This is a genomic window from Vibrio sp. D431a (genome assembly GCF_030248655.1).
In the GTDB taxonomy this organism is placed as follows: Bacteria; Pseudomonadota; Gammaproteobacteria; order Enterobacterales; family Vibrionaceae; genus Vibrio; species Vibrio alginolyticus.
Genome location: NZ_JAHGAP010000015.1, coordinates 219,600 through 244,893, shown reverse-complemented (window position 1 = coordinate 244,893; position 25,294 = coordinate 219,600). Strand labels below are relative to the sequence as shown.

General features: G+C 46.9%; 23 protein-coding genes. 14 read left to right on the top strand and 9 right to left on the bottom strand.

Annotated features, from left to right (window positions below; all coding sequences use genetic code 11):
• The first annotated feature begins 82 nt into the window (after positions 1-82).
• Positions 83-994, top strand: coding sequence for a LysR family transcriptional regulator (locus tag KJB35_RS14130; protein WP_053304584.1), 912 nt, complete (start codon positions 83-85; stop codon positions 992-994).
• Here KJB35_RS14130 and KJB35_RS14125 read toward each other — a convergent pair.
• Entirely contained in the window at positions 947-1,882 is a 936-nt protein-coding gene (locus KJB35_RS14125) for a LysR family transcriptional regulator (RefSeq protein ID WP_064354542.1), read from the bottom strand. The two genes, KJB35_RS14130 and KJB35_RS14125, sit on opposite strands and share 48 nt — an antisense overlap.
• Positions 1,883-2,082: 200 nt before the next feature.
• Here KJB35_RS14125 and grxB point away from each other — a divergent pair, with 200 nt between their 5' ends.
• Both grxB and KJB35_RS14115 read left to right on the top strand, forming a co-directional pair.
• A complete protein-coding gene (gene grxB / locus KJB35_RS14120; protein WP_029825713.1) occupies positions 2,083-2,712 on the top strand; it encodes a glutaredoxin 2 in 630 nt (209 codons plus the stop codon).
• Between the two features lie 10 nt (positions 2,713-2,722).
• Positions 2,723-3,847, top strand: coding sequence for an alkene reductase (locus KJB35_RS14115; protein ID WP_064354541.1), 1,125 nt, complete (start codon positions 2,723-2,725; stop codon positions 3,845-3,847).
• A gap of 82 nt (positions 3,848-3,929) precedes the next feature.
• On the opposite strand, the gene KJB35_RS14110 is transcribed toward KJB35_RS14115, so the two are convergent.
• From KJB35_RS14110 to KJB35_RS14100, 3 genes are read right to left on the bottom strand one after another with little or no spacing between them, the layout of a single operon-like run.
• Positions 3,930-4,988 (bottom strand): zinc-binding dehydrogenase, encoded by a 1,059-nt coding sequence (locus KJB35_RS14110; protein ID WP_053307200.1) that lies wholly within the window; start codon positions 4,986-4,988, stop codon positions 3,930-3,932.
• 4 nt (positions 4,989-4,992) lie between these two features.
• A complete protein-coding gene (locus KJB35_RS14105) occupies positions 4,993-5,505 on the bottom strand; it encodes a 2,4'-dihydroxyacetophenone dioxygenase family protein (protein WP_064354540.1) in 513 nt (170 codons plus the stop codon).
• A 40-nt stretch (positions 5,506-5,545) separates the two neighbouring features.
• The gene (locus KJB35_RS14100; protein ID WP_064354539.1) at positions 5,546-6,307 is read right to left on the bottom strand and encodes an SDR family NAD(P)-dependent oxidoreductase; all 762 of its coding nucleotides are present in this window, start codon (positions 6,305-6,307) and stop codon (positions 5,546-5,548) included.
• A 131-nt stretch (positions 6,308-6,438) separates the two neighbouring features.
• Between KJB35_RS14100 and KJB35_RS14095 the strand changes: the two genes are divergently transcribed.
• Positions 6,439-7,461: an AraC family transcriptional regulator gene (locus KJB35_RS14095; protein WP_285357040.1), complete on the top strand. Its 1,023-nt coding sequence runs from the start codon at positions 6,439-6,441 to the stop codon at positions 7,459-7,461.
• A 20-nt stretch (positions 7,462-7,481) separates the two neighbouring features.
• Here the strand turns inward: KJB35_RS14095 and KJB35_RS14090 are convergent, their stop codons facing one another.
• Positions 7,482-8,915, bottom strand: coding sequence for a PLP-dependent aminotransferase family protein (locus tag KJB35_RS14090; protein WP_081248204.1), 1,434 nt, complete (start codon positions 8,913-8,915; stop codon positions 7,482-7,484).
• A 271-nt stretch (positions 8,916-9,186) separates the two neighbouring features.
• On the opposite strand from KJB35_RS14090, the gene doeA reads away from it, so the two are divergent.
• From doeA to KJB35_RS14060, 6 genes are all read left to right on the top strand, one after another.
• Positions 9,187-10,374 carry an ectoine hydrolase DoeA gene (doeA, locus tag KJB35_RS14085; protein ID WP_005373780.1) on the top strand — a complete coding sequence of 396 codons (1,188 nt, stop codon included), beginning with the start codon at positions 9,187-9,189 and terminating at the stop codon, positions 10,372-10,374.
• Between the two features lie 54 nt (positions 10,375-10,428).
• Positions 10,429-11,436 carry a N(2)-acetyl-L-2,4-diaminobutanoate deacetylase DoeB gene (doeB, locus tag KJB35_RS14080; RefSeq protein ID WP_130546417.1) on the top strand — a complete coding sequence of 336 codons (1,008 nt, stop codon included), beginning with the start codon at positions 10,429-10,431 and terminating at the stop codon, positions 11,434-11,436.
• A gap of 122 nt (positions 11,437-11,558) precedes the next feature.
• The gene (locus tag KJB35_RS14075; RefSeq protein ID WP_005387046.1) at positions 11,559-12,038 is read left to right on the top strand and encodes an Lrp/AsnC family transcriptional regulator; all 480 of its coding nucleotides are present in this window, start codon (positions 11,559-11,561) and stop codon (positions 12,036-12,038) included.
• Positions 12,039-12,193: 155 nt separating this feature from the next.
• The gene (locus KJB35_RS14070) at positions 12,194-13,714 is read left to right on the top strand and encodes an NAD-dependent succinate-semialdehyde dehydrogenase (protein ID WP_213907754.1); all 1,521 of its coding nucleotides are present in this window, start codon (positions 12,194-12,196) and stop codon (positions 13,712-13,714) included.
• Between the two features lie 41 nt (positions 13,715-13,755).
• A complete protein-coding gene (locus KJB35_RS14065) occupies positions 13,756-15,159 on the top strand; it encodes an aspartate aminotransferase family protein (protein WP_053304591.1) in 1,404 nt (467 codons plus the stop codon).
• 172 nt (positions 15,160-15,331) lie between these two features.
• Positions 15,332-15,853, top strand: coding sequence for a DUF2058 domain-containing protein (locus KJB35_RS14060; RefSeq protein WP_017633576.1), 522 nt, complete (start codon positions 15,332-15,334; stop codon positions 15,851-15,853).
• A 92-nt stretch (positions 15,854-15,945) separates the two neighbouring features.
• Here KJB35_RS14060 and KJB35_RS14055 read toward each other — a convergent pair whose 3' ends face one another.
• The 3 genes from KJB35_RS14055 to KJB35_RS14045 all read right to left on the bottom strand — a co-directional run bounded on the left by KJB35_RS14055 (position 15,946) and on the right by KJB35_RS14045 (position 17,919).
• On the bottom strand, positions 15,946-16,560 hold the full coding sequence (locus KJB35_RS14055; RefSeq protein WP_017633575.1) for a LysE family translocator: 615 nt from the start codon (positions 16,558-16,560) through the stop codon (positions 15,946-15,948).
• A gap of 77 nt (positions 16,561-16,637) precedes the next feature.
• Positions 16,638-17,030: a ribosome recycling factor family protein gene (locus tag KJB35_RS14050; protein ID WP_017819813.1), complete on the bottom strand. Its 393-nt coding sequence runs from the start codon at positions 17,028-17,030 to the stop codon at positions 16,638-16,640.
• A 19-nt stretch (positions 17,031-17,049) separates the two neighbouring features.
• Positions 17,050-17,919 carry a LysR family transcriptional regulator gene (locus tag KJB35_RS14045; RefSeq protein ID WP_005373812.1) on the bottom strand — a complete coding sequence of 290 codons (870 nt, stop codon included), beginning with the start codon at positions 17,917-17,919 and terminating at the stop codon, positions 17,050-17,052.
• 105 nt (positions 17,920-18,024) lie between these two features.
• On the opposite strand from KJB35_RS14045, the gene KJB35_RS14040 reads away from it, so the two are divergent.
• Complete coding sequence (locus KJB35_RS14040; protein WP_005373814.1) at positions 18,025-19,281, top strand: adenylosuccinate synthase; 1,257 nt, start codon at positions 18,025-18,027, stop codon at positions 19,279-19,281.
• 370 nt (positions 19,282-19,651) lie between these two features.
• On the top strand, positions 19,652-20,716 hold the full coding sequence (ansB, locus tag KJB35_RS14035; RefSeq protein WP_213870063.1) for an L-asparaginase 2: 1,065 nt from the start codon (positions 19,652-19,654) through the stop codon (positions 20,714-20,716).
• Between the two features lie 76 nt (positions 20,717-20,792).
• On the opposite strand, the gene KJB35_RS14030 is transcribed toward ansB, so the two are convergent.
• Positions 20,793-21,629 (bottom strand): pyruvate, water dikinase regulatory protein, encoded by an 837-nt coding sequence (locus tag KJB35_RS14030; protein WP_005373820.1) that lies wholly within the window; start codon positions 21,627-21,629, stop codon positions 20,793-20,795.
• Positions 21,630-21,880: 251 nt separating this feature from the next.
• Between KJB35_RS14030 and ppsA the strand changes: the two genes are divergently transcribed.
• On the top strand, positions 21,881-24,253 hold the full coding sequence (gene ppsA, locus KJB35_RS14025) for a phosphoenolpyruvate synthase (protein WP_005373822.1): 2,373 nt from the start codon (positions 21,881-21,883) through the stop codon (positions 24,251-24,253).
• A 170-nt stretch (positions 24,254-24,423) separates the two neighbouring features.
• A complete protein-coding gene (locus tag KJB35_RS14020; protein ID WP_005373824.1) occupies positions 24,424-25,203 on the top strand; it encodes a hypothetical protein in 780 nt (259 codons plus the stop codon).
• Positions 25,204-25,294 lie beyond the last annotated feature (91 nt).

The window sequence follows — 25,294 nt, the reverse complement described above, 5'->3', positions numbered from 1 at the left end:
ATTTCAATCAAATGAGATTACAGATTTGTGATTTATAAATGAAATTGTGCAAAATACCCCTCGTTCTTAGAGGGGAAAGAAAATGGACAAATCTCTGCAGCAATTTTTACTGGTTGCACGCTGCCAAAGCATCAGCGCTGCGGCAAGAATGGCAGGGTTAAGCCAGCCAACGGTAACAAGCAATTTAAAGAAGCTGGAAGAGAATCTCGGCGTGACGCTGTTTGAACGTCACCCTAATGGCATGGTATTGACCGAATACGGACGCATCCTCTATCGCCATAGCAACGCGATGCAGCATGAATACAACCAAATGATGCAAAGCATTGATGAACGGAAACAATACCAAGTCGGAAAAATTAAAATGGGTACTGGCGATGCGTGGTGGCCGCTGTTCGTCAAAAAAGCACTCAATGAACATCTGAGCAAGCAGCCATCGGCATCTACGCACGTCGAATTTGGCAACCACTTAGGCTTGATGGATTCATTAATCAGCGAACAGATTGAATTCTTCATCGGCCACGAGATTGTCGGCTTGTCGTCTAAATGTGATGTTACGTTTATTCCGCTATTTCAAACGGTTGATTCCTATTTTGTTTCCCCAAACCACCCACTTCTAGGGAAAACCGTCACCGAAGATATGCTGCACGAATACCCCGCTCTTTCGGTCACTTATGACGCTAAGAAATTCGCTCACGTCATCGATAACCCAATCCCGAAGCAAAATGAACGCGAAAGGCAGCAACTGGATGACAGACCGACTTACGAAGTGGATTCTCTGCTCGCCAGTATTGATGTACTGAAAGAAAGCGTCGCGGTGATGTCTTATACCGGCCACCTCAAACCGTATTTGGAATCCTTTGGCTTACGATGCTTAACCATGGAAAACGAACCAAACCCTGGCACCGTCGGGATTTATCGCCACCGCCGAGAAACCTCTGAATCGCATCTAGATCTGATTGCTGGCATCACTCAGCGCGCTAAATTGCTCAACTAGAAAGTCCAAAAACAGGCGAACTCTTTTCGGTTGATATTGGCGGCTTTGATAAATGACATGTAGATCCGCTTCAGCGCCTTGCGAAAAGGCGCTGAAGTTTTTCATATACCCATCCAAAACCGTTACTAAACGTTGTTGTTTTAGGTCTTGCTGAATATCTAAAATCGATTTCAACGCAATCCCCGCCCCCTCCAACGCCCATTGTCGAATCACTTCACCATCATCAGAAAAGCGCTTTGGCGTGACCGTGATCGTTTGGTGAGACTCTTCATCTTTAAAGTGCCACGTCTTTAATTCTTCATTGCTGCGCACCATGGCTAAGCAGCGATGGTCCGCGAGATCTTGTGGACAGTTTGGGACACCTTGCTTCGCCAAATAATCAGGTGACGCGCACAGCACGCGTTGACTCGACGCCAGCCTGCGCGAAATGAGATTACTGTCCGCTAACTCACCGTAACGAATCACTAAATCGAGCCCCGATTCAGCCAAGTTCGATAAATTGTCATTAAGATAAAGATAAGGCGTCACATCCGGATATTGCTCAGAAAAAGCCGACACCATCGGCGAAATAATTTGTTTGCCAATATCTCGTGGAGCTGAAATTTTCAACGTTCCGCGCACTTCCGAAATACCCGTTTGCAGCAAGTTTTCCGTCTCTTTCACGCTATCAATGATGTTCAGACAAGCTTGATGGTACATTGCCCCTGCGTCCGTGAGTGATACGTGGCGTGTGCTTCGGTTGAGCAGCTTTACGCCATAGCGTTCTTCTATCGCTTGCAGCCTTGCCGTTACCGTCGCCGGAGACAAACCTAACTCCCTTCCCGCCGCTGCCAGACCTTGATGTTTAACGATGCTGACAAACAACGTCATATCCGAAAACTTATCCACCTTCGCGCCCTTATTATTTGGAAAAACTGAATAATCAATTCAGATATAACCCAATTATCAAATTAAGTCGAATCCATATACTGACCCTATCGACATTGTTTAGACCCAGAACGTTATGTGACAGGGCAAAGTTAAACGCCGTAACGCTGTTCAACGCACAACAACACGCCCTACCCAGCCAAGAGAATAGGAAACAAAAAATGAAACTGTACATTTATGAACATTGCCCCTTTAGCGCCCGCGTCCGTTTTGTCGCTGGCATGCTGAATATTCAGCTCGACGTCATCAACATTGCTTATGACGACGAGAGCACCACCACAAACATCATCGGCGCAAAACAAGTTCCTCTTTTGATCAAAGACGATGGTGAAGCGATGGCGGAAAGCTTAGACATCATCAACTACTTCCTTGAATTGGCATCTTCCAATGAAAGCAGCCAACCCTCAGCGCCGGTTTTAGACTGGCAAAAACAAGCGTTTTTACCGCTACAAAAAGTCGGGTATCCGCGTTGGTCAAACATGACGTTACCGGAATTTGCAACAGAAACCGCTAAACAAGCATGGCGTGCAAAAAAAGAAACCGAAGCGTTAAATTTTGAAGCCTTGATTAACGATACACCTGCGATTGCGAAAGAAGTCGCCGCTTTGATAGAACAAACCAAACCCTTGCTCAACCTAAGTTCAGAAAAGCAAACGTCACTGGTTGACCAAGCCATTATGTTCTCTATTCTACGCGGTTTTTTCAGTGCTCCCGAAGTGCAATGGGATCCAGCCGTACTTCATTGGATGGCAACCGCTCGTAAAGCGACCAACGTGCCAGTACTTATCTAAGGAGCGCAACATGCAACAAAGATCAAATAAGCTGTTTGAACCAGCTCAACTGAAAGCGTTGTCACTACAAAACCGTATTGTCATGGCACCAATGACTCGCGCACGCACCACTCAGCCGGGCAACATCCCGAATGAGATGATGGCAACGTATTATCAACAACGCGCTTCTGCCGGGCTGATCATTTCCGAAGCCACACAAATTTCGGACGATTCTCAAGGCTATTCGTTCACCCCTGGCGTTTACACCGATGCGCAAGTGGCGGGCTGGCAGGGTGTGACCCAAGCGGTCAAGTCACAAGGCGCAGCGATGTTTTGTCAGCTATGGCATGTGGGCAGAGTGTCTCACCCAACATTCCAAAATGGTGAACAGCCTATCGCGCCATCTGCGCTCGCTCCGGTAGAGACGCAAGTTTGGATTGCAGATGAACAAGGCAACGGCAATATGGTCGATTGTGTTGAGCCACGCGCCATGACACAAGCGGATATCAACCGAGTTGTCGGTGATTTCGCGAACGCAGCCAAACGCGCTATTGAATCGGGTTTTGATGGTGTAGAAATCCACGGCGGGAATGGGTATCTGATCGATCAGTTCTTAAGAACCAACTCAAACCATCGAATAGACAACTACGGCGGTTCACGAGAAAATCGTATCCGTTTTCTTATCGAAGTAGTGGATGCAGTTATCGCCGCTATTGGTGCGCATCGAGTTGGAGTGAGACTGGCACCATTCATTACGTTTAAAGATATGGACTGCCCAGATATCGTTCCAACAATCTTGGAAGCATCAAAACAGCTACAGGAGCGCGACATTGCCTACTTGCACTTGTCCGAGGCCGATTGGGCCGATGCACCAACGATTCCTGAGACGTTTCGAATCGAACTTAGAAAGCGCTTTCGCAACGCTATTATTGTTGCCGGTCGCTACGATCCTCAACGAGCAAACGAAGTATTAGAGAAAGGCTACGCGGATCTTGTAGCATTCGGACGGCCATTCGTAGCAAACCCAGACTTAGTCTCTCGCTTGCAACATCACCATCCGTTGGCAGAACTCGATGGCTCAACGTTGTTTGGCGGAAACGAACGAGGCTACACCGATTACCCTGCTCTGCAACAGGAATGCGCAGAACAGGCCTAACAAAAAAGCCCCAACCTAGCTGCTACGGTTGGGGCTGTCACCAAACTAAAATTGGTTTTAGCTAGCTTAATCTGGCTAAGAGTTAAATCACTTCTAACGCGCCGCTGCGCCAAGGTTCGATAACCACTTTGATGTGGTCATTGGGAGTCATTAACTGTCTAAACGCATCTTCCACACCATCGATCCCTACTTTGGCAGTGAGCATTTTCTGCCAAGGCAACTTATGTTCGGCAATCGCTTGTAGGCATTGCTCAAACTCGTGCGGTTGGTAGTAGTAAGAGAATCTCAAGTCGAGCTCTTTTACCGTCGCGTACGCGTAGTTAATGATTGCGGGTGTCGTATGGATACCCGAGATGACGATTCGCGCTCGGGCAGGAGCGCGGCGCAGAAAATCGTCAATCAAGGTATGCTTGCCAACACACTCATAAATGACCAAGCGTGAATTCATCGCGTACTGTGCCCCGACGGCGATCTCGTCTTCCTTGGTCGGGTTGATCAATCGATTTGCGCCAAACTCGCTGGCAAGTTGCAGCTTTTCTTCCTGAAGATCGACCGCAAGAATATTGCTGACGCCACGTTGTTTCAGTGCAGCAATCACCGCCAGCCCTATAGGGCCGCAACCGACAACCAGCGCTGTTTCTTCCGTTTCGATTTCACTGCGGTTGACCGCGTGCAAACCGACCGCTAGTGGTTCGGTTAATGCCGCCGCCTCAGACGGCATTCCGTCTGGCACAGGTAGCAATAACGCTTCATCAAGCAGGAAATACTCAGAGTAAGCGCCATAAGTACCCGGAGTAACACCAACGCCCGCGCCATTTTGGCTGAGCAACATCGGCACTGAGGTGACTCGGCTACCAACGGACAACGTTTGCTGCGTATCGGCACCGTATTCGATAATTTCCGCGCAGAACTCATGCCCCAACATCACTTGAGCGTGCTCACCGGCTTCATCAGGCATCAACCCGAGCTGGTGGAATACATCAAATACCTCATCCGCGTGTCGAGTAATGTGAAGGTCGGAGCCACAAATGCCACAAGCTAGACTACGAACCAACACTTGTCCCGCTGCAGGTTTGGGGATTTCGACTTGCTTCAGGCGGACACTACCATCCTGCATTATGATACTGTTCATCTGTTGCATGGGGTTACTCCGCTAGCTCATCGCTTAGGCCAGCAATCGCACCCGGTTTGATGTAGCGCGCAGTGAAGCCTTGTGCTTTCGCTGTTGCAATAACAACTTGCTCAATCCAACCCGCATCCATGATATTGATGAAGTTACCTTCTTCGTCAAAGTTAATGTTTGCACCAGTGATCACCATAAAACCGTCGGCACCGCCTGAGCTTTCAGGGCAGTGGAAGGTATGAATCGAACCGCCCGGCTCATATAAGTAGCTGCCAGCGGTTTGGACTTGAGCTGGGTATTCAATGTAGTGCCAAGCGCCACTCAGCGTATAGAAATGCACCACACCAGTGTGGAAGTGCTTAGGCAGAGTGATACCCGGTTTGAATTTGGCACGAATCACCCAAGTACCGTTTTCTGGGTCAAGAAACAACGGGTAAACATCCACACCCGGTAGCGCGTCTTTGATGAGCGACTCCTCATTGGTATTAAGAGTTAATAAGAAATCTTGGTGCTGAATAACTTCTGGTAATGACATAACTTACATCCTCGCTATTGCTGTAATGTGGCGTACTCGCCTATCCCATAAGTGGGTACTTAAAATTCTCGAAACCGTCAGATGCGCTGATGGTACAACCGTTGATACAGTTGGCTTTCTCGCTGACCAGAAACGCCACCACATCAGCAATCTCTTCTGGTTGTGTGAAGTTTTGACGCATCTGTTCTTTGCGGATGTGGTCCCACAGGCCAATCTCTTCGTATTGCCTTAACATCGGAGTATCAACGCGTCCCGGAGCGACAGCGCAAACACGAATACCCAATGGTGCGAGTTCTAATGCGGCGCATTTGGTCATCATATCGACTGCGGCTTTACTGACGTTGTAGGTAAAGGTCATCTCAGACGCCATTCGTGCGTAAACAGAAGAAGTATTGAGGATCACGCCCGGCGTGCCTTGCGCTTGGAATTGTCTTCCAGAGGCAAGAATGCCGTAGTAAACGCCATTTTGGTTGACCTTAGAGATCGGCTCAAAATCGGCAATTGGGTCGTGGTCAAGCAGAGGTTTCGGTGCACCGATGCCCGCGTTGTTGACCATGATGTCAAGCGAGCCAAACTGTTCAACCGCGCACTTCACCATAGCTTCAACTTGTTGGTAATCGGTGACGTCCGCGACAAAGGTTCCCAACTGCTTTGGGTCAAAACTTGTGTACATTTGCAATGATTGTTCTGAAATATCGACAGCAAGCACTTTGGCTCCTTGCTCTCTCAGCTTTGCAATGATGGCTTGGCCAATTCCACCAGCTGCCCCAGTCACAATGGCAGTTTTATTGATAAGTTCCATACTGCTTCTCATCCATGCGTTGTTGTTATCGAAATGTAACTTAGATCAACTCACTGGCACTCACTTGACCTTTTACGAAGTAAATTTGATATATTGCGATTTACAACCTGTTAACATTTTAAAATCGAGACATGTATATCGTACGAAGTGGCGCTGATGATAAATTTGATAGCTTGGTTTCAGAATTAGGTCAGAATCCGCAAGAGATAATGGCCGCTGTTGGCCTGTCTGCGGCGCAGTTTCGCAATCCCGATACGTATCTCGCCTACCCTAGGCTGGCTGAATTGCTGGAGGAAGCGGCTGCTCGTTGTCAGCAACCGCTGTTTGGCGTGTTGCTCTCCGAGCGTCAAAACCTACAGAGCTTGGGAGACTTGCCAATGCTGGTTTCCCGGGCGCAAACGGTCGGTGAAGCCTTGGCGCGGGTGAATGATTTTCTCTATCTGCATTCGTCAGGGGTCACTCTCAACATGACGCCACAAGATGATTGGGTACGGTTGTCGCTCAATATTGATGTGCACAGCGAACGAGGTATAGCACAGCTGATGCAGCTCAGTGTGTCGCACTTAGCCATGTTTGTTGCGAGCTTACTTGATATTGAAGCAAGTCACTTCTGTTTACACCTCACCCAACACGCGAGCTTCGAGACAGAACAGAGCGAATTTGCCCAGCAGAACAAACTGCGTTTCGGTGATAAGTTTGACGGTATCCTACTTAAAGCGACTCTGCTTAACGCTAAGAACCACCAAGATGAAGACGCACTAGAGCGCCATTTTCAACAGCACTTCAAAGAGCTGCAAACCCGTTACCCCAACAATCTCAGTGACCAAGCAGCAAACATGATTGGCCGTCTGCTCTCAACCGGAGAATGCAGCGTTGAGCGCGTTGCAAGAGCATTAGACCTGCATCCGAGAATGCTGCAAAACAAGCTGAAACAACAGGGCACAAATTATCGGCAGCTTTTACAACAAGTGCGTCAGGATTTCGCCGAACAGCGATTGCATGAGAATATCCAGAGTATTACCGATATCGCGTTGCAACTGGGCTATGCAGAAACTGCGGTCTTCAGCCGCCACTTTCGCCGTTGGACGGGGAAATCGCCGAGACAATGGCGACAAGAAAAAACTCAGTTACAAACGTTTAAGCCCATCAGATAAAAGCATAAATAACCTATCGCTCAGACCAAAAAGTGTGAGGTGGGAGGGTTGGTATCGAGAATTTCAGCAATCACAGATAACCCGTGTTTGATGTAGCCTCGGTTTGTTTCTGCTCCCAAGCTGATTCGCACGTAAGGCATTGGCTGATTTGTATCGAGAACAAACGGTTTATATCCCGTGATCTGCACCCCTGAACGCTTAGCCGAAGCAACCAGGTCATCGCTATTCCACTGCTCGGGTAGTCTCAACCAAATGTGCTGTCCATTCGGGTGCGAGCTATAAACATGCCCTTCTAAAGCGGCTTTTGCTATTCGCTGTCGCTTAGCAAACTCATTGACTTGAAAGCGAATAAGTCGATTTAACGTACCGTTTTCGATCCACAAATGAGCGACTTCAAATGGTAATGGAGTCGCAGACCAACTCGTTGCCGCTAAACGACCAATCGCGTGCTGCAAAAAATGACGTGGGACCGTCAGATAGCCAGTGCGCATGCCTGGCGCTACAACTTTGGTTAAACTGGTGACATAGAAAGCTTGTTCGGGTAACAATGTGGCAAGGGGTGGGACACGGTTAGGTTCTAGTGCTCCATACACGTCATCTTCAATGACATAGATGTCGTATTGCTGCGCAATATTCGCTATCGCCTCTCGGCGTGCAACATCCATATGCGCACTAGTCGGGTTAGCCATGCTCGGTGTGCAACACAATACCTTGATTGGTTTGTGTTTACATGCCCATTCAAATGCATCCGGCGTTATACCAAACTCATCCATTTCAAGTGGTTGCAACTTAAATCCAAGCATTCTCGAGCGAGAGATCAAGCCATGATCAACCAAGTGACCACAAGCAACTACATCACCGTGTTCAACAACTGTGCTTAAAGCCAACGTTAAACCATGGCATGCACCATTTGTGAGTAATATTTGATCGGCACCCACATCCAGCCCTTGGCTACTTAGAAATCGTGCTCCTGACTCAATATGATGAGGCTGACCTGTTACCGGCTTTGCTTTACTGATCAAACCACGATTGTTTGTTTGCCCAGCAATCTCCATTAACGCCTGATTAAAAAGCGTAATGTGGCGATCGGTCACCACTGGATGTGCAATCGACATATCAATTTCATCCGGCGTTTCTTTCATCTCTTGTGTCAGCATGAACTCCGTGTCCGTACTTTCATCCACAAAACCTGATTTGACAAAAGTACCATTCCCAACCCAAGACTCGATCGCCCCTTTTTTCTCTGCATAACCATATGCATGGCTCACCGTTTGTACGCTGACGCCAATTTGCTCTGCAAACTCACGATGTGTGGGTAATCGAGTCCCCGGTTTTAGATAACCACTGCGGACACATTCGACAAGATAGTTACCAATGGAGATGTATTTAGCGGTGCCTGGCCGAATGATCGGGTTCAAAGAAATTGTCATGACACAATATTTTAATTGATTCATTTTTAACGCTCATTGTAACTTCCATTTAACAAATGGCGAACTTTAACTCACAAAACGAGGTGAAATGCACAAAAATAAACCACAATTGTAATGATTGACATGAAATGTATGGGTTAAACAAACATGTTAAACAGCATCGTTTAATCCAAATACAACCCCAGAGGTAAATTGCAATCATTTTTAACGCAGATCTGGCTAGCTGGTAGAAGGTAGAAATACCTCAGCGTCTCCGAAGGCCCATAAGGCGTCGGATTTCTAACAAGGAGAAAATATGAGAGGCGTTGCTTTGCATTTTACACTGGATGAGTTCCAGGATCGGTTAACGAAAGTTCGGCAATCGATGGAAGAAAGAGAATTGGATGTCCTTATCATTCATGACCCTTCTAACATGGCGTGGCTGACAGGCTATGATGGGTGGTCTTTTTACGTGCCACAATGTGTCGTTGTTGGTCCATCTGATGAGCCAGTTTGGTTTGGACGCTGCCAAGATGCCAACGGAGCATACAGGACTGCGTATATGTCGGCAGAAAACATTACCTACTATCCAGACCATTATGTAATGAACCCGCCGTTACACCCGATGGATTTCCTAGTCGAAGCCGTACTGGCTCCGCGCCTTTGGGATCGTGGTCGCATCGGCGTAGAAAAAGATAACTATTACTTTAGCGCCACCGCTTACGAATCACTCACTACGCACCTACCGAATGCTCAACTTCTCGATGCAACTGGACTAGTCAACTGGTGCCGCGCCGTTAAATCCGATCAAGAACTGGCGTACATGTACCGTGCCGCTCGCATTGTTGAAAATATGCACCGCGTCGCGTTCGACATGATTGAACCTGGATTACCGAAACACCACCTTGTTGCCGAGATTAACCGCCAAGCCGTGCTCGGGCATGAAGACCACTTTGGCGATTACACCGCGATTGTGCCGCTTTTGCCATCAGGTTCTGATGCTTCCGCACCTCACCTGACTTGGGATGACAGACCCTTCAAGAAAGGCGAAGGGACGTTTTTTGAAATCGCAGGGGCGCACCGCCGTTACCATTGCCCACTCTCACGCACTATTTTTCTTGGCGAGCCTGACGACAAGTTTAAACGAGCCGACGAAGCCCTGACTCTAGGACTTGAAGCGGGCTTGAAAGTGGCAAAGCCCGGAAATACCTGCGCCGACATCGCCAATGCACTAAACCAGGTTCTCGATAAAGCGGGATTCTCACGCGAAGGTGCCCGTTGTGGCTACCCAATAGGTTTGAGCTACCCACCAGATTGGGGGGAACGAACCATGAGTTTGCGAGACACCGATAAAACCATCTTGAGAGAAGGCATGACATTCCATTTTATGCCGGGGCTGTGGTTCAAAGATTGGGGGTTAGAAACAACGGAAAGTATCGTCATTACCCATGATGGAGCAAAAACATTGTGTGATTTTCCACGCCACTTATTTGTTAAACACTAATTTTTCAAACCTTAAGCTCTGTTGAGCCAGGTCTGAGAACTAAAAGGACTTGATATGCAAAAAAGCTCGATCACAGCCACCATAGACTTTGACCGAGAAGGTGTACAGCACGGCTTTTTAACGCTGCCCTATTCACATGACGACTCCGCTTGGGGCAGTATTATGATACCTATCACCGTGATCAAAAATGGTCACGGACCAACCGCACTGCTTACTGGCGGTAATCACGGAGACGAATACGAAGGCATCACCAGCCTGCTAAAATTGACGAACTCGCTTCAGGCAGATCAAATCCAAGGTCGTGTCATTATTGTACCCATGATGAACTTACCTGCGGTACAAAATGCCTCACGTACGTCGTTTATCGATAAAGGGAATTTAAATCGCAGCTTTCCTGGCAACCCCATAGGCACAGTGACCGAGAAAATTGCGGATTATTTTACTCGTTACCTAGTTCCTAAGTGCGATTTTGCGTTAGACATTCACTCAGGTGGTAAAACGTTAGATATCGTGCCGTTCGCCGCTGCCCATCGTCTCGACAATCTCGATCAAGAAGAAGCCTGCATATTAGGTGCAAAACTGTTTGGCGCACCTTACACCATGATCTTGCTCGAAATGGACGCCACCAGCCTGTATGACACTGCCGTGGAGTCTCAGGGAAAAATCTTTGTTACCACCGAACTAAGAGGAGGCGGAACCAGCACTCCAGAAACCATCGCTTATTCCGACCGTGGCATTCGCAACTTCTTGCGCTTCTCAGGCAACTTGCCCGGTGACTACGAACAACCAACCCAACCAACTAAGTTATTAGGTATGCCTGATGCAAGTTGTTATGTGCAAAGCCAACACCACGGCATCACAGAATACTTATTTGATCTTGGCGATACCGTCAAAAAGGGCGATGTATTAGTGAGAATCTTCTCGACCGAGCGCACAGGTACCGCCCCCGTTGAGTACAAGTCACAGCGCAATGGTATTTTCGCGGCACGTCGTTTTCCTGCTATGGTGAATATCGGTGACACTATCGCAGTTATAGCCGAAGACTGCGGCGAGATAGGCTGATTGAAAAGCCAACTAAGAAATCAAAACAAATGGCATACCAGAAGCAAACTGGAAAGCACCTTATAACAGCGACCAGTCATCAGCCTTTATGAAATGATTAGTATTCAACAGGGAGACTCATAATGCGCCTCGATCGCTACGACGTAAAAATTCTACAAATACTTCATGATAATGGTCGTATCACCAAGTCTCACCTTGCCGAGGCCATCAACCTATCCGTGAGCCCTTGCTGGGAGCGCGTCAAAAAACTGGAAGAAGCAGGCATCATTGAAGGTTACGGAGCAAAAGTAAATACCGATATTTTGTTCAAACGAACGTCGGTTATGGTTGAAGTTACGCTCAAAGAACACAACGCCCAAGCGTTCAAACGCTTCGAGCAACTGGTTCAACATTCACCAGAAGTCACTGATTGCTATGCCACGGGCGGTGGTATCGATTACATCCTTAAAATTCAGTCAGAAGATATCGACCAATATCAGCGGCTTATCGACAACTGGTTAGACTCAGATGTGGGCATTGAGCGCTACTTTACTTACATTGTGACAAAAACAATCAAACGTGATGCGGGCACATTCGAAGTAAACCAAAACGCTTTGTTATAAAAGGGAAAATGCGTATCAGGCGTGAACAGAAAAAACACCATATTTAACGGCACTAAAAAGAAAGTTCTGACGTTTTAAACCTCGGTATCAGAAATTATTTCGGTCACTTCTCCATTACAGTTTCATTATGGACAACGATGCTGGGAGAAGGACTCATGACAGCACTGCACAGCTTACACGCTGAAGAATTAAAAGCCTCGCACGACATGATGGCGATAATGAAAGACGTACGTTTGGTGAGAGGTTTAGCGTACGTGAATGGCAAATGGGTAAGTGGTGATCAATTTCATCCGGTGGATAATCCAGCAGATGGCACGGTCATCGGTTACATCACTAAGCTATCTCAGCAACAACTCTATCAAGCGATTGATGAAGCCGACCAAGCCTTTCGTCAATGGCGAAAAATGCAAGCAGAAGAGCGCGCTGAAATTCTCATGCGTTGGCACGACCTGATTCTAGAATCAAAGCAAGACCTTGCTCATTTGATGGTGATGGAGCAAGGAAAAACACTAGGTGATGCTGTAGGTGAGATTGACTACGGCGCATCCTTTGTTCGTTGGTTTGCCGAAGAAGCACGCCGCTGTTATGGCGAAACCATCCCAAGTCATATTCCGAATGCGCAGCTATCAACGGTACGCGAGCCAATTGGTGTCGCAGCACTGATTACGCCATGGAACTTTCCTAATGCCATGATCACACGCAAAGCCGCAGCCGCACTAGCAATAGGCTGTCCGGTGCTCATTAAGCCAGCCAGTGAAACGCCTTTTTCTGCGTTAGCGTTGGCAGAGTTAGCAGATCGAGCTGGCTTTCCACCTGGTGTGTTTAACGTGATCACTGGCGATGCGGTGATGGTGTCACAAACCTTGTGTCACTCCGATAAAGTCAAAGCGCTCTCGTTCACAGGCTCAACTCGAGTAGGCAAACTATTGCTACGCGACGCGGCACAAACCGTGAAGAAGTGCAGTATGGAACTCGGTGGTAACGCCCCTTTCATCGTGCTGCCAGATATGGATGTCGAGCAAGCAGCCAAAGCCGCCGTGGATGCGAAGTTTCAAACCGCAGGACAAGACTGCTTGGCCGCAAACCGTATTTTCGTCCCTAACGATAAGTACGAAGCGTTTTTGGAAGCATTTGCCAAAGAAATGAGCCACATCGTTTTGGGCAATGGCTTAGACGAAAAAACCACCATGGGACCACTTATTAATCGCACTGCGGTGGATAAAGCGCATGATTTGGTGCGTGACGCGCTCGACAAAGGCGCGCGATTGGTAGCGGGATACCACCAGCCCGTACCAGGCGAAAACTTCTTCGCGCCGACATTGCTAGCCGATGTAACCCCTGAAATGGCGGTGTATCGCGAAGAGAATTTTTGTCCTGTGGCAGGCGTATTGCCTTACCAAGACTTAGATACCGTGATTGAAATGAGCAACGACACTGAATACGGCTTAGCTGCCTATGTTTATGGTCACGATATCCACCAAATTTGGCACTGCATGCGCGGTTTGGAGTTTGGCATGGTGAGCGTGAACTCCGTCAAAATGACAGGGCACCCTATCCCATTCGGCGGCGTGAAACAGTCTGGTCTTGGACGAGAAGGAAGCCGTCACGGATTTGAAGAATACAGCGAAATCAAATACTGCTGCTTAGGCGCTTTACCAACCGTCAGTGGCAGTTGAGACACGAAATATGGATATCCAATTATTCGAGGAGAAGGATCATGAGTAACAAAACCCAACAACTTTTAGAGATCGATCGTCAGAGAGTATTTCATGCCTCAACCCACCTAAAGCAGTATGCGGCCGGGGAGCTTCCGGGAAGAATTATCTCGAGCGGAAGCGGAATACGCATCACCGATTCAGAAGGCATCGAGCTGATAGACGGCTTTGCCGGGTTGTATTGTGTAAACATTGGCTATGGCAGGACCGAAATGGCCGATGCGATTTATGAGCAAGCCAAAGAACTGGCGTACTACCACACGTACGTCGGTCATACGAACGAAGCGCTCGTGACACTGTCAGATCGCATCATCAAAATGGCGCCTGAAGGCATGAGCAAAGTTTACTACGGCATGTCAGGCAGCGACGCGAACGAAACTCAACTTAAGTTGGTATGGTATTACAACAATGCTCGTGGTCTACCAGAGAAGAAAAAAATCATTTCGCGTGACCGCGGCTACCATGGTTCAAGTATCGCGTCCGGTTCAATGACAGGTTTGCCGCTGTTCCACGCCCATTTTGATTTACCACTTGAGCGTATCAAACACACCATCGCGCCATATTATTATCGCCGTGAAGACGAGAGTATGTCTGAGCTCGAATTCTCTCAATATTGCGCAGATCAACTCGAAGCGATGATCTTGGAAGAAGGCCCAGAAACGGTAGCAGCAATGATTGCAGAACCAGTGCTCGGTACTGGCGGTATTGTGCCACCACCAGCAGGGTACTGGCAGGCGATTCGCAAAGTGCTCGACAAATACGATGTGCTCTTGATTGCGGATGAAGTGGTGTGTGGCTTTGGTCGCCTCGGCTCCGATTTTGGCTCACTCCATTACGACATGAAACCGGATCTCATCACGGTAGCGAAAGGGTTAACCTCAGCGTATCAACCGCTGTCTGGCGTGATCGTCGGTGAACGAGTTTGGAGTGTGCTAGAAAACGGCACGGACCAATGGGGCGCTATCGGACACGGTTATACCTACTCTGGTCACCCAATGGGAGCGGCAGCCGCGAACTGCAACCTCGATATCATTGAACGTGAAGGCTTAGTGCAAAACGCGGCCGAAGTCGGCGCTTACTTGCAGCAACGTATGGCAGAGACGTTTAACGATCATCCATTAGTCGGTGATACTCGTGGCGTTGGCTTGTTGCATGCGTTGGAGTTTTCTTCAGACAAGCTCCGCCGTGCACACTTTGATCCAAACTTGAAAGTAGGCCCGCAAATCGCGGCTGCCTGTTTAGAGCAAGGCTTAATCGCTCGCGCCATGCCACATGGTGACATCCTCGGATTTGCTCCACCGCTTATCGCGAACCGTAACGATATAGACACCATTGTCGACAAAGCGCATCAAGCGGTAAACAAAGTGATGGATAACCTTGTCACATCTAAACAGTGGCAGCCATAACCCACCTAGATTTCAGTAACGCTCGCGGGCTTTGGAGAAGGCCCGCTTTGCACTTTCCATTAAAGAGATAACAAGCCAACCAAACATTTTAGACCCATAGAAAGCACTATTATTTACTACAAGTGGCAATAGTGGGTAAAATGCCCAAAATTGCGCACTAACTGGATAAAACATGGCAAAACTTACCCTTCAAGAACAAATGCTGAAAGCTGGCTTAGTTAATGAAAAGAAACTAAAGAAAGCGAAGAAAGGCTCTAAAAAATCACGCGTTCAAGCACGCGAAGTAAAAGCGGCGGTTGAAGAGAATAAACGCCAACAGTTAGAGCGTGATAAACAATTGAGCGAGCAGCAAAATGCTGAGCGACTAAACAAAGAGATCAAAGCGCAGATCAATCAATTGATTGAGATGAACAAGATCGACTTAAAAGATGGCGACATCAAATACAACTTCACTCACGGTACGCTAGTGAAATCACTTTATGTAGATTCACTTATCCGCGAGCAGTTGATCAAAGGTATTTTGGCAATCGCAATTGTTGGTGAAAGCTATGTTGTCATTCCACGTGGAGTAGCGAATAAAATTGCTCAACGTGATGAGTCCGTCATCATCGAACAAAAAGAACCTGAATCGGACATTCCAGCAGAAGACGATCCATACGCAGATTTCGTCGTGCCTGACGATTTGATGTGGTAACAATAAATTAATCGATGCATCAACGAAAAGAGCCGCTAATGTAACATCAGCGGCTTTTTTACAGAAAAATAATCTACAGAGATGATGTTTTGTTATTGCTTACTTAGTAGCAAATTCGCCCCTGATGCAGCTAAAAACAACGAACATCCGCGATTGAAACGTTTCGCCATTTTGGGGTTTGAAAACCAGTGTCTCAAGTACAAACCAAAGATGGCATAGATTGAAATGGCGACCATTTCTAATATCAAAAACGTGGAGCCAAGGGCAAAAAACTGCTCTTGAACGTTGGCATTGGCATCAACAAATTGCGGCAAGAATGCAGTAAAAATAAGAATCGCTTTCGGGTTGCCAGCAGCAAGAGTAAATTCTTGCTTCGCAAGTCCTGCGTAATTGCGCGAATTGTCCAAGTCAGAGATCGGGCTGGACTCTGAACGCCAAAGGTTAAACGCAATCCACAGTAGATACAGCGCTCCTACCAACTTTATTGCCAAAAATAGCATTTCTGACGTATACAAAATCACAGCCAGACCTGATGCAGACAACGCAATCATCGCTGAAAAAGCAGCAATTCTGCCTAAACTGGCCGTAAACGCGGCCCTAAAGCCGTAACAACGCGCATTATTCATTGCCAATAAATTGTTTGGGCCTGGAGCCATATTTAGAGCGAAGCAAGCAGGAATAAAAAGGAGAAGCTGCCAAATATCCATAATAAAATGGTCTTAGTGAGTGATTTTGATCGGTACCCTAACATCTGTTAATAAAGTGAGTAAACCACAAACCGATCTTAAAGCAACTCAGCATCAAATCGTGCCGTGCGAGCTTGAACTAACGTGCAGTTCGTTTCAGCCATCAGCTCAGCTAAGGTGATGTTTGGGTTTTGTCTCACCAAACGTATCAACTTCACGTCCAAAGGTTCCAATTTGTCTTGGTGAGCAAGTAGAGCTTGTTCGATCTTGTTGATCGCAAATCGCATCGTCTCTGCTTCTTCGTTTTTGAGATGCTCTAAAAACGCTTTTACATCCAAAGCCTCGCCCGAGATTTGCCAGTGACGAGATCGTCTAATTCGCTTAAGATCGCACTGTTTTTCTGCTGCGAGTGTTTTCGCTCGCTTGGCATGGTCGCCCCCAATACGGTGAATCAAGGATGGGAGCGAAATCGTAATCTTCGTTTCTTTCATGGCTTTTTCTTTCATCGCCTTAGCCCTCAACCACCGACACATTCTCGCCAACCCAAGCCAACAACTGTTTTGCCGCTTTGGACAACACCTGATTTTGACGCACGATGTAGCCGAAATCAGTGTTTGGAAAACTTGGCAAAGGCGTAACTTCACGAGAAAGCTTTAATCTCGGATCGAGCGAGAAATCCGGCACAATAGCAGTCCCAAATCCCGCTTCCGCCCAGTCGATTTGTGCTTCCACACTGCCCACTTCCATCACGCGATGCTTAGGCAGATTTAGCTCAGGTAAAGACGCATCAATCAGCTCTCGGGTTCGAGTATCGTGCCCTAGTAGAATCAGCGTCTGGCTCTCTTTTCGATTGTCTTGCCACTCAAAAATGTTATCGCCAAACGCACACCAGTGAATTTGCGTGAGAGGCGTAAAATGCAGCGGTTGACTCTCTTTTTGTGCGATAACAAAGCCGATATCGGCACGCGCACTTTTCACCAAATCCACCGCTTGAGAAGATGTGGTGTTGAACAATGCCAAGTCGATCCCCGGATATTCACTTTTGAATTGCTGAAATGGTTTGATAAGCAGTAAACGTGAAACAATATCGCTCGCCGCAATAGAAAGCGTCCCCTGCGTAAGATCGTTGATGGCATTGAGATCTGACTGACAAATTTGCAGCTCATTGAGCATCCGCTGCGCAGTAGCTAACAAACGCTTCCCCGCTTGCGTCAACTGCACGGGATTTCGCTCAATCAATTTCGTGCGCGTGGCTTGCTCCAACTGCTTGATATGCAAACTTACGTTCGGCTGCGTCATGTGCAGTTCCGTCGCTGTTTTACCAAAGTGTTTTACCTCTGCAAGAGTTACGAAGGTTCGCAGCCAGTTCAAATCTAACATTGCCAATTCCGATATGAGATTCTTATCAAGTTGATGAGTATAATTAATTTCTCTTATTATGGCGAACACCTTAAGATTTTTGCATCTGTTTTTGGAGATTAAATTATGTCGTCTATCGTTGTTGTGGGTGCAAACTGGGGTGATGAAGGCAAAGGCCGCATCGTTGACTTTTTGGCAGAGCAAGCTTCTGCGAGCATTCGTTTCCAAGGTGGTAACAACGCGGGTCACACCGTGGTTAACGATCTAGGTACGTTCAAGCTGCACCAGCTACCAAGTGGCGTATTCAACCCAGACTGTTTGGCAGTGTTAGGTCCGGGTATGGTTATCAGCCCTGCGTTGCTGTCTCAGGAGATTGCGGAAGTTGAAGAAGCAGGCGTAAAAGTGAATATGTGCATCTCTGATCGCGCAACACTGTGTCTACCTCTACACGCACTAGAAGATACGCTAGAAGAACAGCGTTTAGGCGACAAAGCATACGGTTCAACTCGTCAAGGTATTGCACCTGCGTACGGTGACCGCGTAATGAAGAAAGGCATCCTAGTTGGTTGGTTGAAGCAACCAGAAGTATTAGTTGAACGCCTTCAATTCATGATGGATTGGAAACTGCCGCAACTGCGTGCACTTTACCCGACGTTCGAGTTTGAACAAACCGCTGAAGAACTGGCGAACTGGCTGCTAGAAGTCTCTGCACCTTGGCGCGATTCAATTTGCAACGTAACGCTTCCTCTAAAAGAACTACAAGCGAAAGACAAAACTCTATTGTTCGAAGCGCAGCTTGGCGCGGGTCGTGACCTTGTTTACGGTGAGTACCCTTGGACAACATCTTCTAACGTTGTATCAATGTACGCGGGTATCGGTAGTGGCCTTCCGGCACTTCGTCCTGAACGCGTTATTGCTGTTGCAAAAGCCTTCAGCTCATCAGTGGGTACTGGTACGTTGATCACTGCAATGGAAGAGCAAGACGCTTTCCGCGAACTTGCTGGCGAGTTCGGTGCAACTACGGGTCGTCCACGCGACATGGGCTACTTCGACGCAGTCGCTACGAAGAATGGCGTTGAACTGCAAGCCGCAACTGAAATTGCACTAACGAAAGTAGACTGTTTGACTGGCCTTAACGATCTGAAAATCTGTGTTGGCTACGAAGGCGACCACAGCGAAAACCCAATCTGGCCTCAAACTGCCTCTCTTGCGCCAATCTACGAGAAGATGGAAAGCTGGAGCGAGGACATCACAGGTTGTCGTAAGTTTGAAGAGCTTCCAGTAGCAGCACAGAAATACGTTCTACGCATTGAGGAACTCATGGGCGTACCAGTAAAAATGGTGTCTGTGGGTCCTGGCCGTGAACAAATGATTATGCGATAAGATGTGAATTAACACATCATTGGCAAGCGGCTTTTATCTGTTCCGGGGTAAAGCCGCTTTTTTTTACACTGTAAACTTTGGAAAATTGCACGGCTAAATTCATGTTTAATAACCTCATCACGAGACTCCTACCTCCTTTATTTATAAATCAATAAATTATAAGACTTAACACGTTGTGCACGTTACTAGCACATCTCACTTGTTAAAGAAGCACGTCAATTAGGTTAACTGGTTGATTTGATATTCTTTAAGTGATTAGTTGATCACGATCTTCATCTGCAATTTGTTGAACTAGTACTCAAAAAATCTAACCCGCTGTTTTTAGGATAGATGAGTTCCCCAACATCCAACCTAACAGCAGGTGATTCCCATGACGAAAAATCTTTTCCGCCTCAGTACGATAACTCTCGGTTTATGCATCAGTTCGTTCTCTTTTGCGCAATCCGATCTTCCGAACATTAAAATCCTTGCCACTGGTGGCACCATAGCAGGCGCAGGTCAATCTGCAACAGAATCAAACTACACAGCAGGTAAAGTCGGCGTTGAATCATTGATTTCTGCGGTGCCGAGTATGACCAAGATTGCCGATATTTCTGGAGAGCAAGTGGTCAGTATCGGTTCACAAGATATGAATGATGAAGTGTGGCTAAAATTATCGAAAAGAGTTAATGAGCTACTCGATCAAGATGATGTTGACGGCATCGTCATTACTCATGGTACGGATACGTTAGAGGAAACCGCTTACTTCCTTGATCTGACCGTCAAGAGCAAAAAGCCTGTCGTGATCGTCGGTGCAATGCGCCCTTCCACCGCAATGAGTGCTGATGGACCAGTCAACTTATACAATGCAGTCGTAACAGCCACCGATGAAGATTCAGAAGGACGTGGCGTGCTAGTCGCAATGAATGACACGATTTTCGATGCGCGAGATGTGACAAAAACCAATACAACCTCCGTCAGCACTTTCCAGTCACCCAACTTTGGTGCTATCGGCTACATTCATAATAGCGATGCCAAATATCAACGAAGCCCAGAACGTAAACATACGACAGAAACCCCATTCGATGTATCAAAGCTTACTAAGTTGCCTAAGGTCGGTATTGTTTATAACTATGCAAATGCCTCCAGTTTGCCGGTGAAAGCCTTTGTGGATGCGAAGTTTGACGGCATCGTAAGTGCTGGTGTCGGTAATGGTAACTTGTACCACACTGTGTTTGATGAGCTAGAGAAAGCGAGTAAAGATGGCGTTGTTGTTGTAAGAAGCTCCCGAACGCCTAGCGGCTCAACCACTTTGGATGCTGAAATTGATGACGAAAAATACGGCTTTGTCGCAGCAGGTACATTGAACCCACAAAAAGCACGTATCTTACTGATGCTGTCACTGACTCAGACCCAAAACTATCAAGACATCCAAAAGATGTTCCAATACTATTAATTCTGTCTAAGGTTCATTCGATAGAGGAGGTATACATCTTACCTCCTCTTACACATAGCGACATGAGCGTCTCTTGTTAGCCAAACAAGCGACGCTTCATTCCTGCTTTTTCCAGAATACGCGTAGTAATTTCCTCAACAGACAGAGAGGACGTATTGATATATGGGATCGCCTCTCTTCTAAACAGCGCCTCAACAGTGTCTAGCTCGAGCTTGCACTGCTCTGTGCTAGCGTAATCACTTCCAGACAAACGATTTTCACGGATTTCAGTCAAGCGCTCGGGATCGATAGTCAGCCCAAACAACTTATGACGATGGATCTCAAATTCAGGCAACAAACGCATCATCTTCACATCTTCCGCAATGAACGGATAGTTCACAACACGTAAACCAAATTGCATCGCCATATACAAGCTAGTCGGCGTTTTTCCACTACGCGACACGCCAAGTAAGATGATATCAGCTTGCTCCAACCCTTTTAGTGTGATGCCATCATCATGCGCCAATGTGTATTCAATAGCCGCAATACGGTCAAAATAGGTGTCGGAATCTTTCCCCACGCTGCGAGAACGCTGCAACTTAGGCTTTGGTGCCATCTGAATGTCGTCTTGCACTTTCTGCACAATACTCTCCAACACATCGTAACTGTATGCTGGCGCTTCAAGCAGCATTTCACGTACTTCTGGAACGACAATTGAGAAAAAGACCAGAGGTTTGACGCCATTGCGCTGGTAGGAAGTTTCAATTTCTTTGACTACGTCAGTAGCTTTGTCCTGGCTTTCAACAAACGGAAAGGTTTTTTCGTTAGGAATGAACGGAAATTGACCGAGAACAACATGCCCTAATGTCTCACATGTTATCGCCGTACCGTCAGAAACATAGAACACATCACGACTTTGGTTATTTATTTGCATTTCTGTTTAATTTTTCAAAATCTTTTGAGTAGGATGGTACACATAATATTAATAAACCAGTTTGGCTTTCAGTTAGGTTCACCACAGCTTTAAAAATTCGTTTGAATTTTTTTCAGCCAGAACGTAATCGTTTGCCTTTGATATCAATCTGAATGAAGCAATGTATGGTCAACGTGTAATAACAGCCAACATGCGATTGTTTAGATCGATTTAAGTCCCCCTACTAAGCTGCAATGTTTCTGGAGAAAGACATGCAAAAGAACACCCTCTGGTTCAATGGCCTATCCATGGATGATGTCGACAAAGTCGGCGGTAAGAATGCTTCACTTGGCGAAATGGTTTCTAACCTAGCAAACGCAGGCGTTTCTGTACCAAATGGTTTTGCGACAACCTCATACGCGTTTAACCAATTCCTTGACCACGAAGGTTTGGATGAGCGTATTCACCAATTACTCGATGAACTAGACGTTGAAGATGTAGAAGCTCTGCGTAAGACAGGTGCAAACATTCGTCAATGGGTATTAGAGGCCCCTTTCCCTGCGGACCTTGAACAAGAAATTCGTGAAAATTACCAAGAACTGATCGAAGGCAATCCTGAGCTTTCAGTCGCAGTTCGTTCATCTGCTACGGCAGAAGACCTACCTGATGCTTCTTTTGCTGGTCAGCAAGAAACGTTTTTGAACGTGAAAGGCATCGACGCAGTACTAGAAGCAACTAAGCACGTTTACGCTTCTCTATTTAACGACCGTGCGATTTCTTACCGCGTTCACCAAGGGTTCGACCACCGTGGCATCTCGCTATCTGCGGGTATCCAACGTATGGTGCGTTCAGATAAAGCCTCGTCGGGTGTTATGTTTACACTAGACACTGAATCGGGTTTCGACCAAGTTGTCTTCATCACCTCTTCATGGGGTCTAGGCGAGATGGTCGTTCAAGGTGCAGTAAACCCTGACGAGTTCTACGTTCACAAGCCAATGCTTGAAGCAGGCGAACACCCAATCGTTAAGAAAACATTTGGTTCTAAGTTGATCAAAATGATCTACTCAGATAACCAAGAAATCGGCAAACAAGTTGATATCGTTGATACTTCTGATGAAGAGCGCAACACGTTCTCATTGAACGACGACGAGATCAAAGAGCTCGCAAAACAAGCAATGATCATCGAAAAGCACTATCAGCGTCCAATGGACATTGAATGGGCAAAAGATGGCATTGATGGCAAGCTGTACATTGTTCAAGCGCGTCCTGAAACCGTATGTTCACAAACGGAACAAAACGTGATTGAGCGCTACGAGCTACAAAACAAAGCGGATGTTTTGGTTGAAGGTCGTGCAATCGGTCAGCGCATCGGTAAAGGCGTGGTTCGCTTGGTTGACTCTCTGGACCAAATGTCTTTAGTCCAAGAAGGTGACGTGCTAGTTACAGACATGACTGACCCAGATTGGGAACCAGTGATGAAAAAAGCATCTGCAATCGTAACCAACCGTGGTGGCCGTACGTGTCACGCTGCCATCATCGCTCGTGAGCTTGGTATTCCTGCAATCGTTGGCTGTGGCGATGCGACAAGCAAGTTAACCGATGGTGCAACCGTGACCGTATCTTGTTCAGAAGGTGAAACGGGCTACGTTTACCAAGGTGAACTTGAGTTTGATGTAAAACGCTCTTCTGTTGATGAACTGCCACTGCTACCAACAAAAGTGATGATGAACGTGGGTAACCCTGATCGCGCATTTGACTTCGCACAAATTCCAAATGAAGGTGTTGGTCTTGCGCGTCTTGAATTCATCATCAATAAGATGATTGGTATCCACCCGAAAGCATTACTTAACTTTGATGCACAAAGCGATGAGCTAAAAGCAGAAATCACTCAGCGTATTCGTGGTTACAAAGATCCTATCGATTTCTACGTAAGCAAACTGACAGAAGGTATCGCAACCATTGCTGCGGCATTTTGGCCGAAACGCGTTATTGTTCGTATGTCTGACTTTAAGTCTAACGAATACAGCAACTTGGTTGGCGGTAAAGCATACGAACCGCATGAAGAAAACCCAATGCTTGGCTTCCGTGGCGCGTCTCGTTACATTTCTCCAGTGTTTGAAGACTGCTTCGAGCTAGAAACTCAAGCAATCAAACGCGTTCGTAACGAAATGGGTCTGAAAAACGTTGAAATCATGATCCCATTTGTGCGTACACCAAGCGAAGCAGCATCAGTGATTGATTTGCTAGCGAAGTTTGATCTGCGCCGTGGCGATCAGGGTCTTAAAGTCATCATGATGTGCGAACTGCCATCCAACGCGGTCCTTGCCGATGAGTTCTTGAAGTACTTTGATGGCTTCTCGATTGGCTCAAACGACATGACTCAGCTAACGCTTGGTCTTGACCGTGACTCTGGCGATGTCGCACATCTATTTGATGAGCGCAACCCAGCGGTTAAGGTGATGCTTCAAATGGCGATTGATGCGGCAACAAAAGCAGGCAAATACGTTGGTATTTGTGGTCAAGGCCCATCAGACCACGACGACTTAGCGGAATGGCTAATGGATCAAGGTATTAGCTCTGTATCACTAAACCCAGATACGGTTATCGATACTTGGTTAAAACTCGGTAAAGTTAGCAGCAAGTAACACACGATAAACTCTAGCCCTCACACTCCCCTTGTGAGGGCTTTGTTATTCACACGTCATTTCACAATCAGTTCGTGATTCCTCTCTCAAGTTCGTCATTTAGTCAATTTCATTATCAAAGTCTGATGACCTAAAATGAATGGTATATCGATAACTCCAGAGAGAATTTGATGAAAAAGCCTATCGCACTCCTTACTACATTGATGCTCCTGGCATCCCCTGCTTATGCCGATTGGGATGAAATTTCCAATAAAATGTCTGAGCTTGGCGACGCAGTTTCTGATACTGCACAAGATGCTTGGGACGACACCAAAGCGTTTTCAAAACAAGCGTGGCAAGATTTCACGAACTGGTCCGAGGAAGCGATCAATACCGCAGGCGAATGGACGGAAGCCAGCATCGAGAAAAGCAAAGAATGGATAGATGCTGCCGACAAAAAAATTGATGAGCTGATGGAAGGCGATACGCCAGAAGAAGCTCGCCAAGCCGTGGACTTAATGGCAGATAGCGCTTTGCTCAAGTTATTTAATGAAAAGCCGGAGGCAAAAGCTATTTACGACAACGCGTACGGCTACGCGGTCTTTGATTCTCGTAAATTATCTTTGCTGTTTCACACCAACTCAGGGTCAGGAGTCGCAGTGAATAAGGAAACAGAAGAACGCACTTATATGAATATGTTTGGTTTGGGCGTTGCACTTGGGGCTGGCGGCAAATTTTACCAACAAGTGGTTCTGTTTGAGAGCAAAGAAGACTTTGATACGTTCGTCAACGAAGGATGGGAGGCCACAAGTGAAGCCTCTGCTGTTGCGGGCGAAGATTCAGAGCAACTTTCAAAACAATTTAACAGCGGCGTCGCCGTCTATCAGTTGAACGCTAAAGGTTTGCTCATCGATGCTAACGTGTCTGGTTCTAAATATTGGGTTAACGAAGAGCTCACTAACTCGCAGTAATGCATAGCAACTAATCGCTTAAATAAAACCGTTGTTATGCACCCTTATCAATAAGTTAACGGGGATATGATTCCTCAAAACTGAGCACTTA

Coding starts and splice junctions, on each gene's coding strand:
- KJB35_RS14130 (WP_053304584.1), top strand. CDS start 83: ATGGACAAATCTCTGCAGCAATTTTTACTGGTTGCACGCTGCCAAAGC.
- grxB (WP_029825713.1), top strand. CDS start 2,083: ATGAAACTGTACATTTATGAACATTGCCCCTTTAGCGCCCGCGTCCGT.
- KJB35_RS14115 (WP_064354541.1), top strand. CDS start 2,723: ATGCAACAAAGATCAAATAAGCTGTTTGAACCAGCTCAACTGAAAGCG.
- KJB35_RS14110 (WP_053307200.1), bottom strand. CDS start 4,988: ATGCAACAGATGAACAGTATCATAATGCAGGATGGTAGTGTCCGCCTG.
- KJB35_RS14105 (WP_064354540.1), bottom strand. CDS start 5,505: ATGTCATTACCAGAAGTTATTCAGCACCAAGATTTCTTATTAACTCTT.
- KJB35_RS14100 (WP_064354539.1), bottom strand. CDS start 6,307: ATGGAACTTATCAATAAAACTGCCATTGTGACTGGGGCAGCTGGTGGA.
- KJB35_RS14095 (WP_285357040.1), top strand. CDS start 6,439: ATGTATATCGTACGAAGTGGCGCTGATGATAAATTTGATAGCTTGGTT.
- KJB35_RS14090 (WP_081248204.1), bottom strand. CDS start 8,915: ATGAATCAATTAAAATATTGTGTCATGACAATTTCTTTGAACCCGATC.
- doeA (WP_005373780.1), top strand. CDS start 9,187: ATGAGAGGCGTTGCTTTGCATTTTACACTGGATGAGTTCCAGGATCGG.
- doeB (WP_130546417.1), top strand. CDS start 10,429: ATGCAAAAAAGCTCGATCACAGCCACCATAGACTTTGACCGAGAAGGT.
- KJB35_RS14075 (WP_005387046.1), top strand. CDS start 11,559: ATGCGCCTCGATCGCTACGACGTAAAAATTCTACAAATACTTCATGAT.
- KJB35_RS14070 (WP_213907754.1), top strand. CDS start 12,194: ATGACAGCACTGCACAGCTTACACGCTGAAGAATTAAAAGCCTCGCAC.
- KJB35_RS14065 (WP_053304591.1), top strand. CDS start 13,756: ATGAGTAACAAAACCCAACAACTTTTAGAGATCGATCGTCAGAGAGTA.
- KJB35_RS14060 (WP_017633576.1), top strand. CDS start 15,332: ATGGCAAAACTTACCCTTCAAGAACAAATGCTGAAAGCTGGCTTAGTT.
- KJB35_RS14055 (WP_017633575.1), bottom strand. CDS start 16,560: ATGGATATTTGGCAGCTTCTCCTTTTTATTCCTGCTTGCTTCGCTCTA.
- KJB35_RS14050 (WP_017819813.1), bottom strand. CDS start 17,030: ATGAAAGAAACGAAGATTACGATTTCGCTCCCATCCTTGATTCACCGT.
- KJB35_RS14045 (WP_005373812.1), bottom strand. CDS start 17,919: ATGTTAGATTTGAACTGGCTGCGAACCTTCGTAACTCTTGCAGAGGTA.
- KJB35_RS14040 (WP_005373814.1), top strand. CDS start 18,025: ATGTCGTCTATCGTTGTTGTGGGTGCAAACTGGGGTGATGAAGGCAAA.
- ansB (WP_213870063.1), top strand. CDS start 19,652: ATGACGAAAAATCTTTTCCGCCTCAGTACGATAACTCTCGGTTTATGC.
- KJB35_RS14030 (WP_005373820.1), bottom strand. CDS start 21,629: ATGCAAATAAATAACCAAAGTCGTGATGTGTTCTATGTTTCTGACGGT.
- ppsA (WP_005373822.1), top strand. CDS start 21,881: ATGCAAAAGAACACCCTCTGGTTCAATGGCCTATCCATGGATGATGTC.
- KJB35_RS14020 (WP_005373824.1), top strand. CDS start 24,424: ATGAAAAAGCCTATCGCACTCCTTACTACATTGATGCTCCTGGCATCC.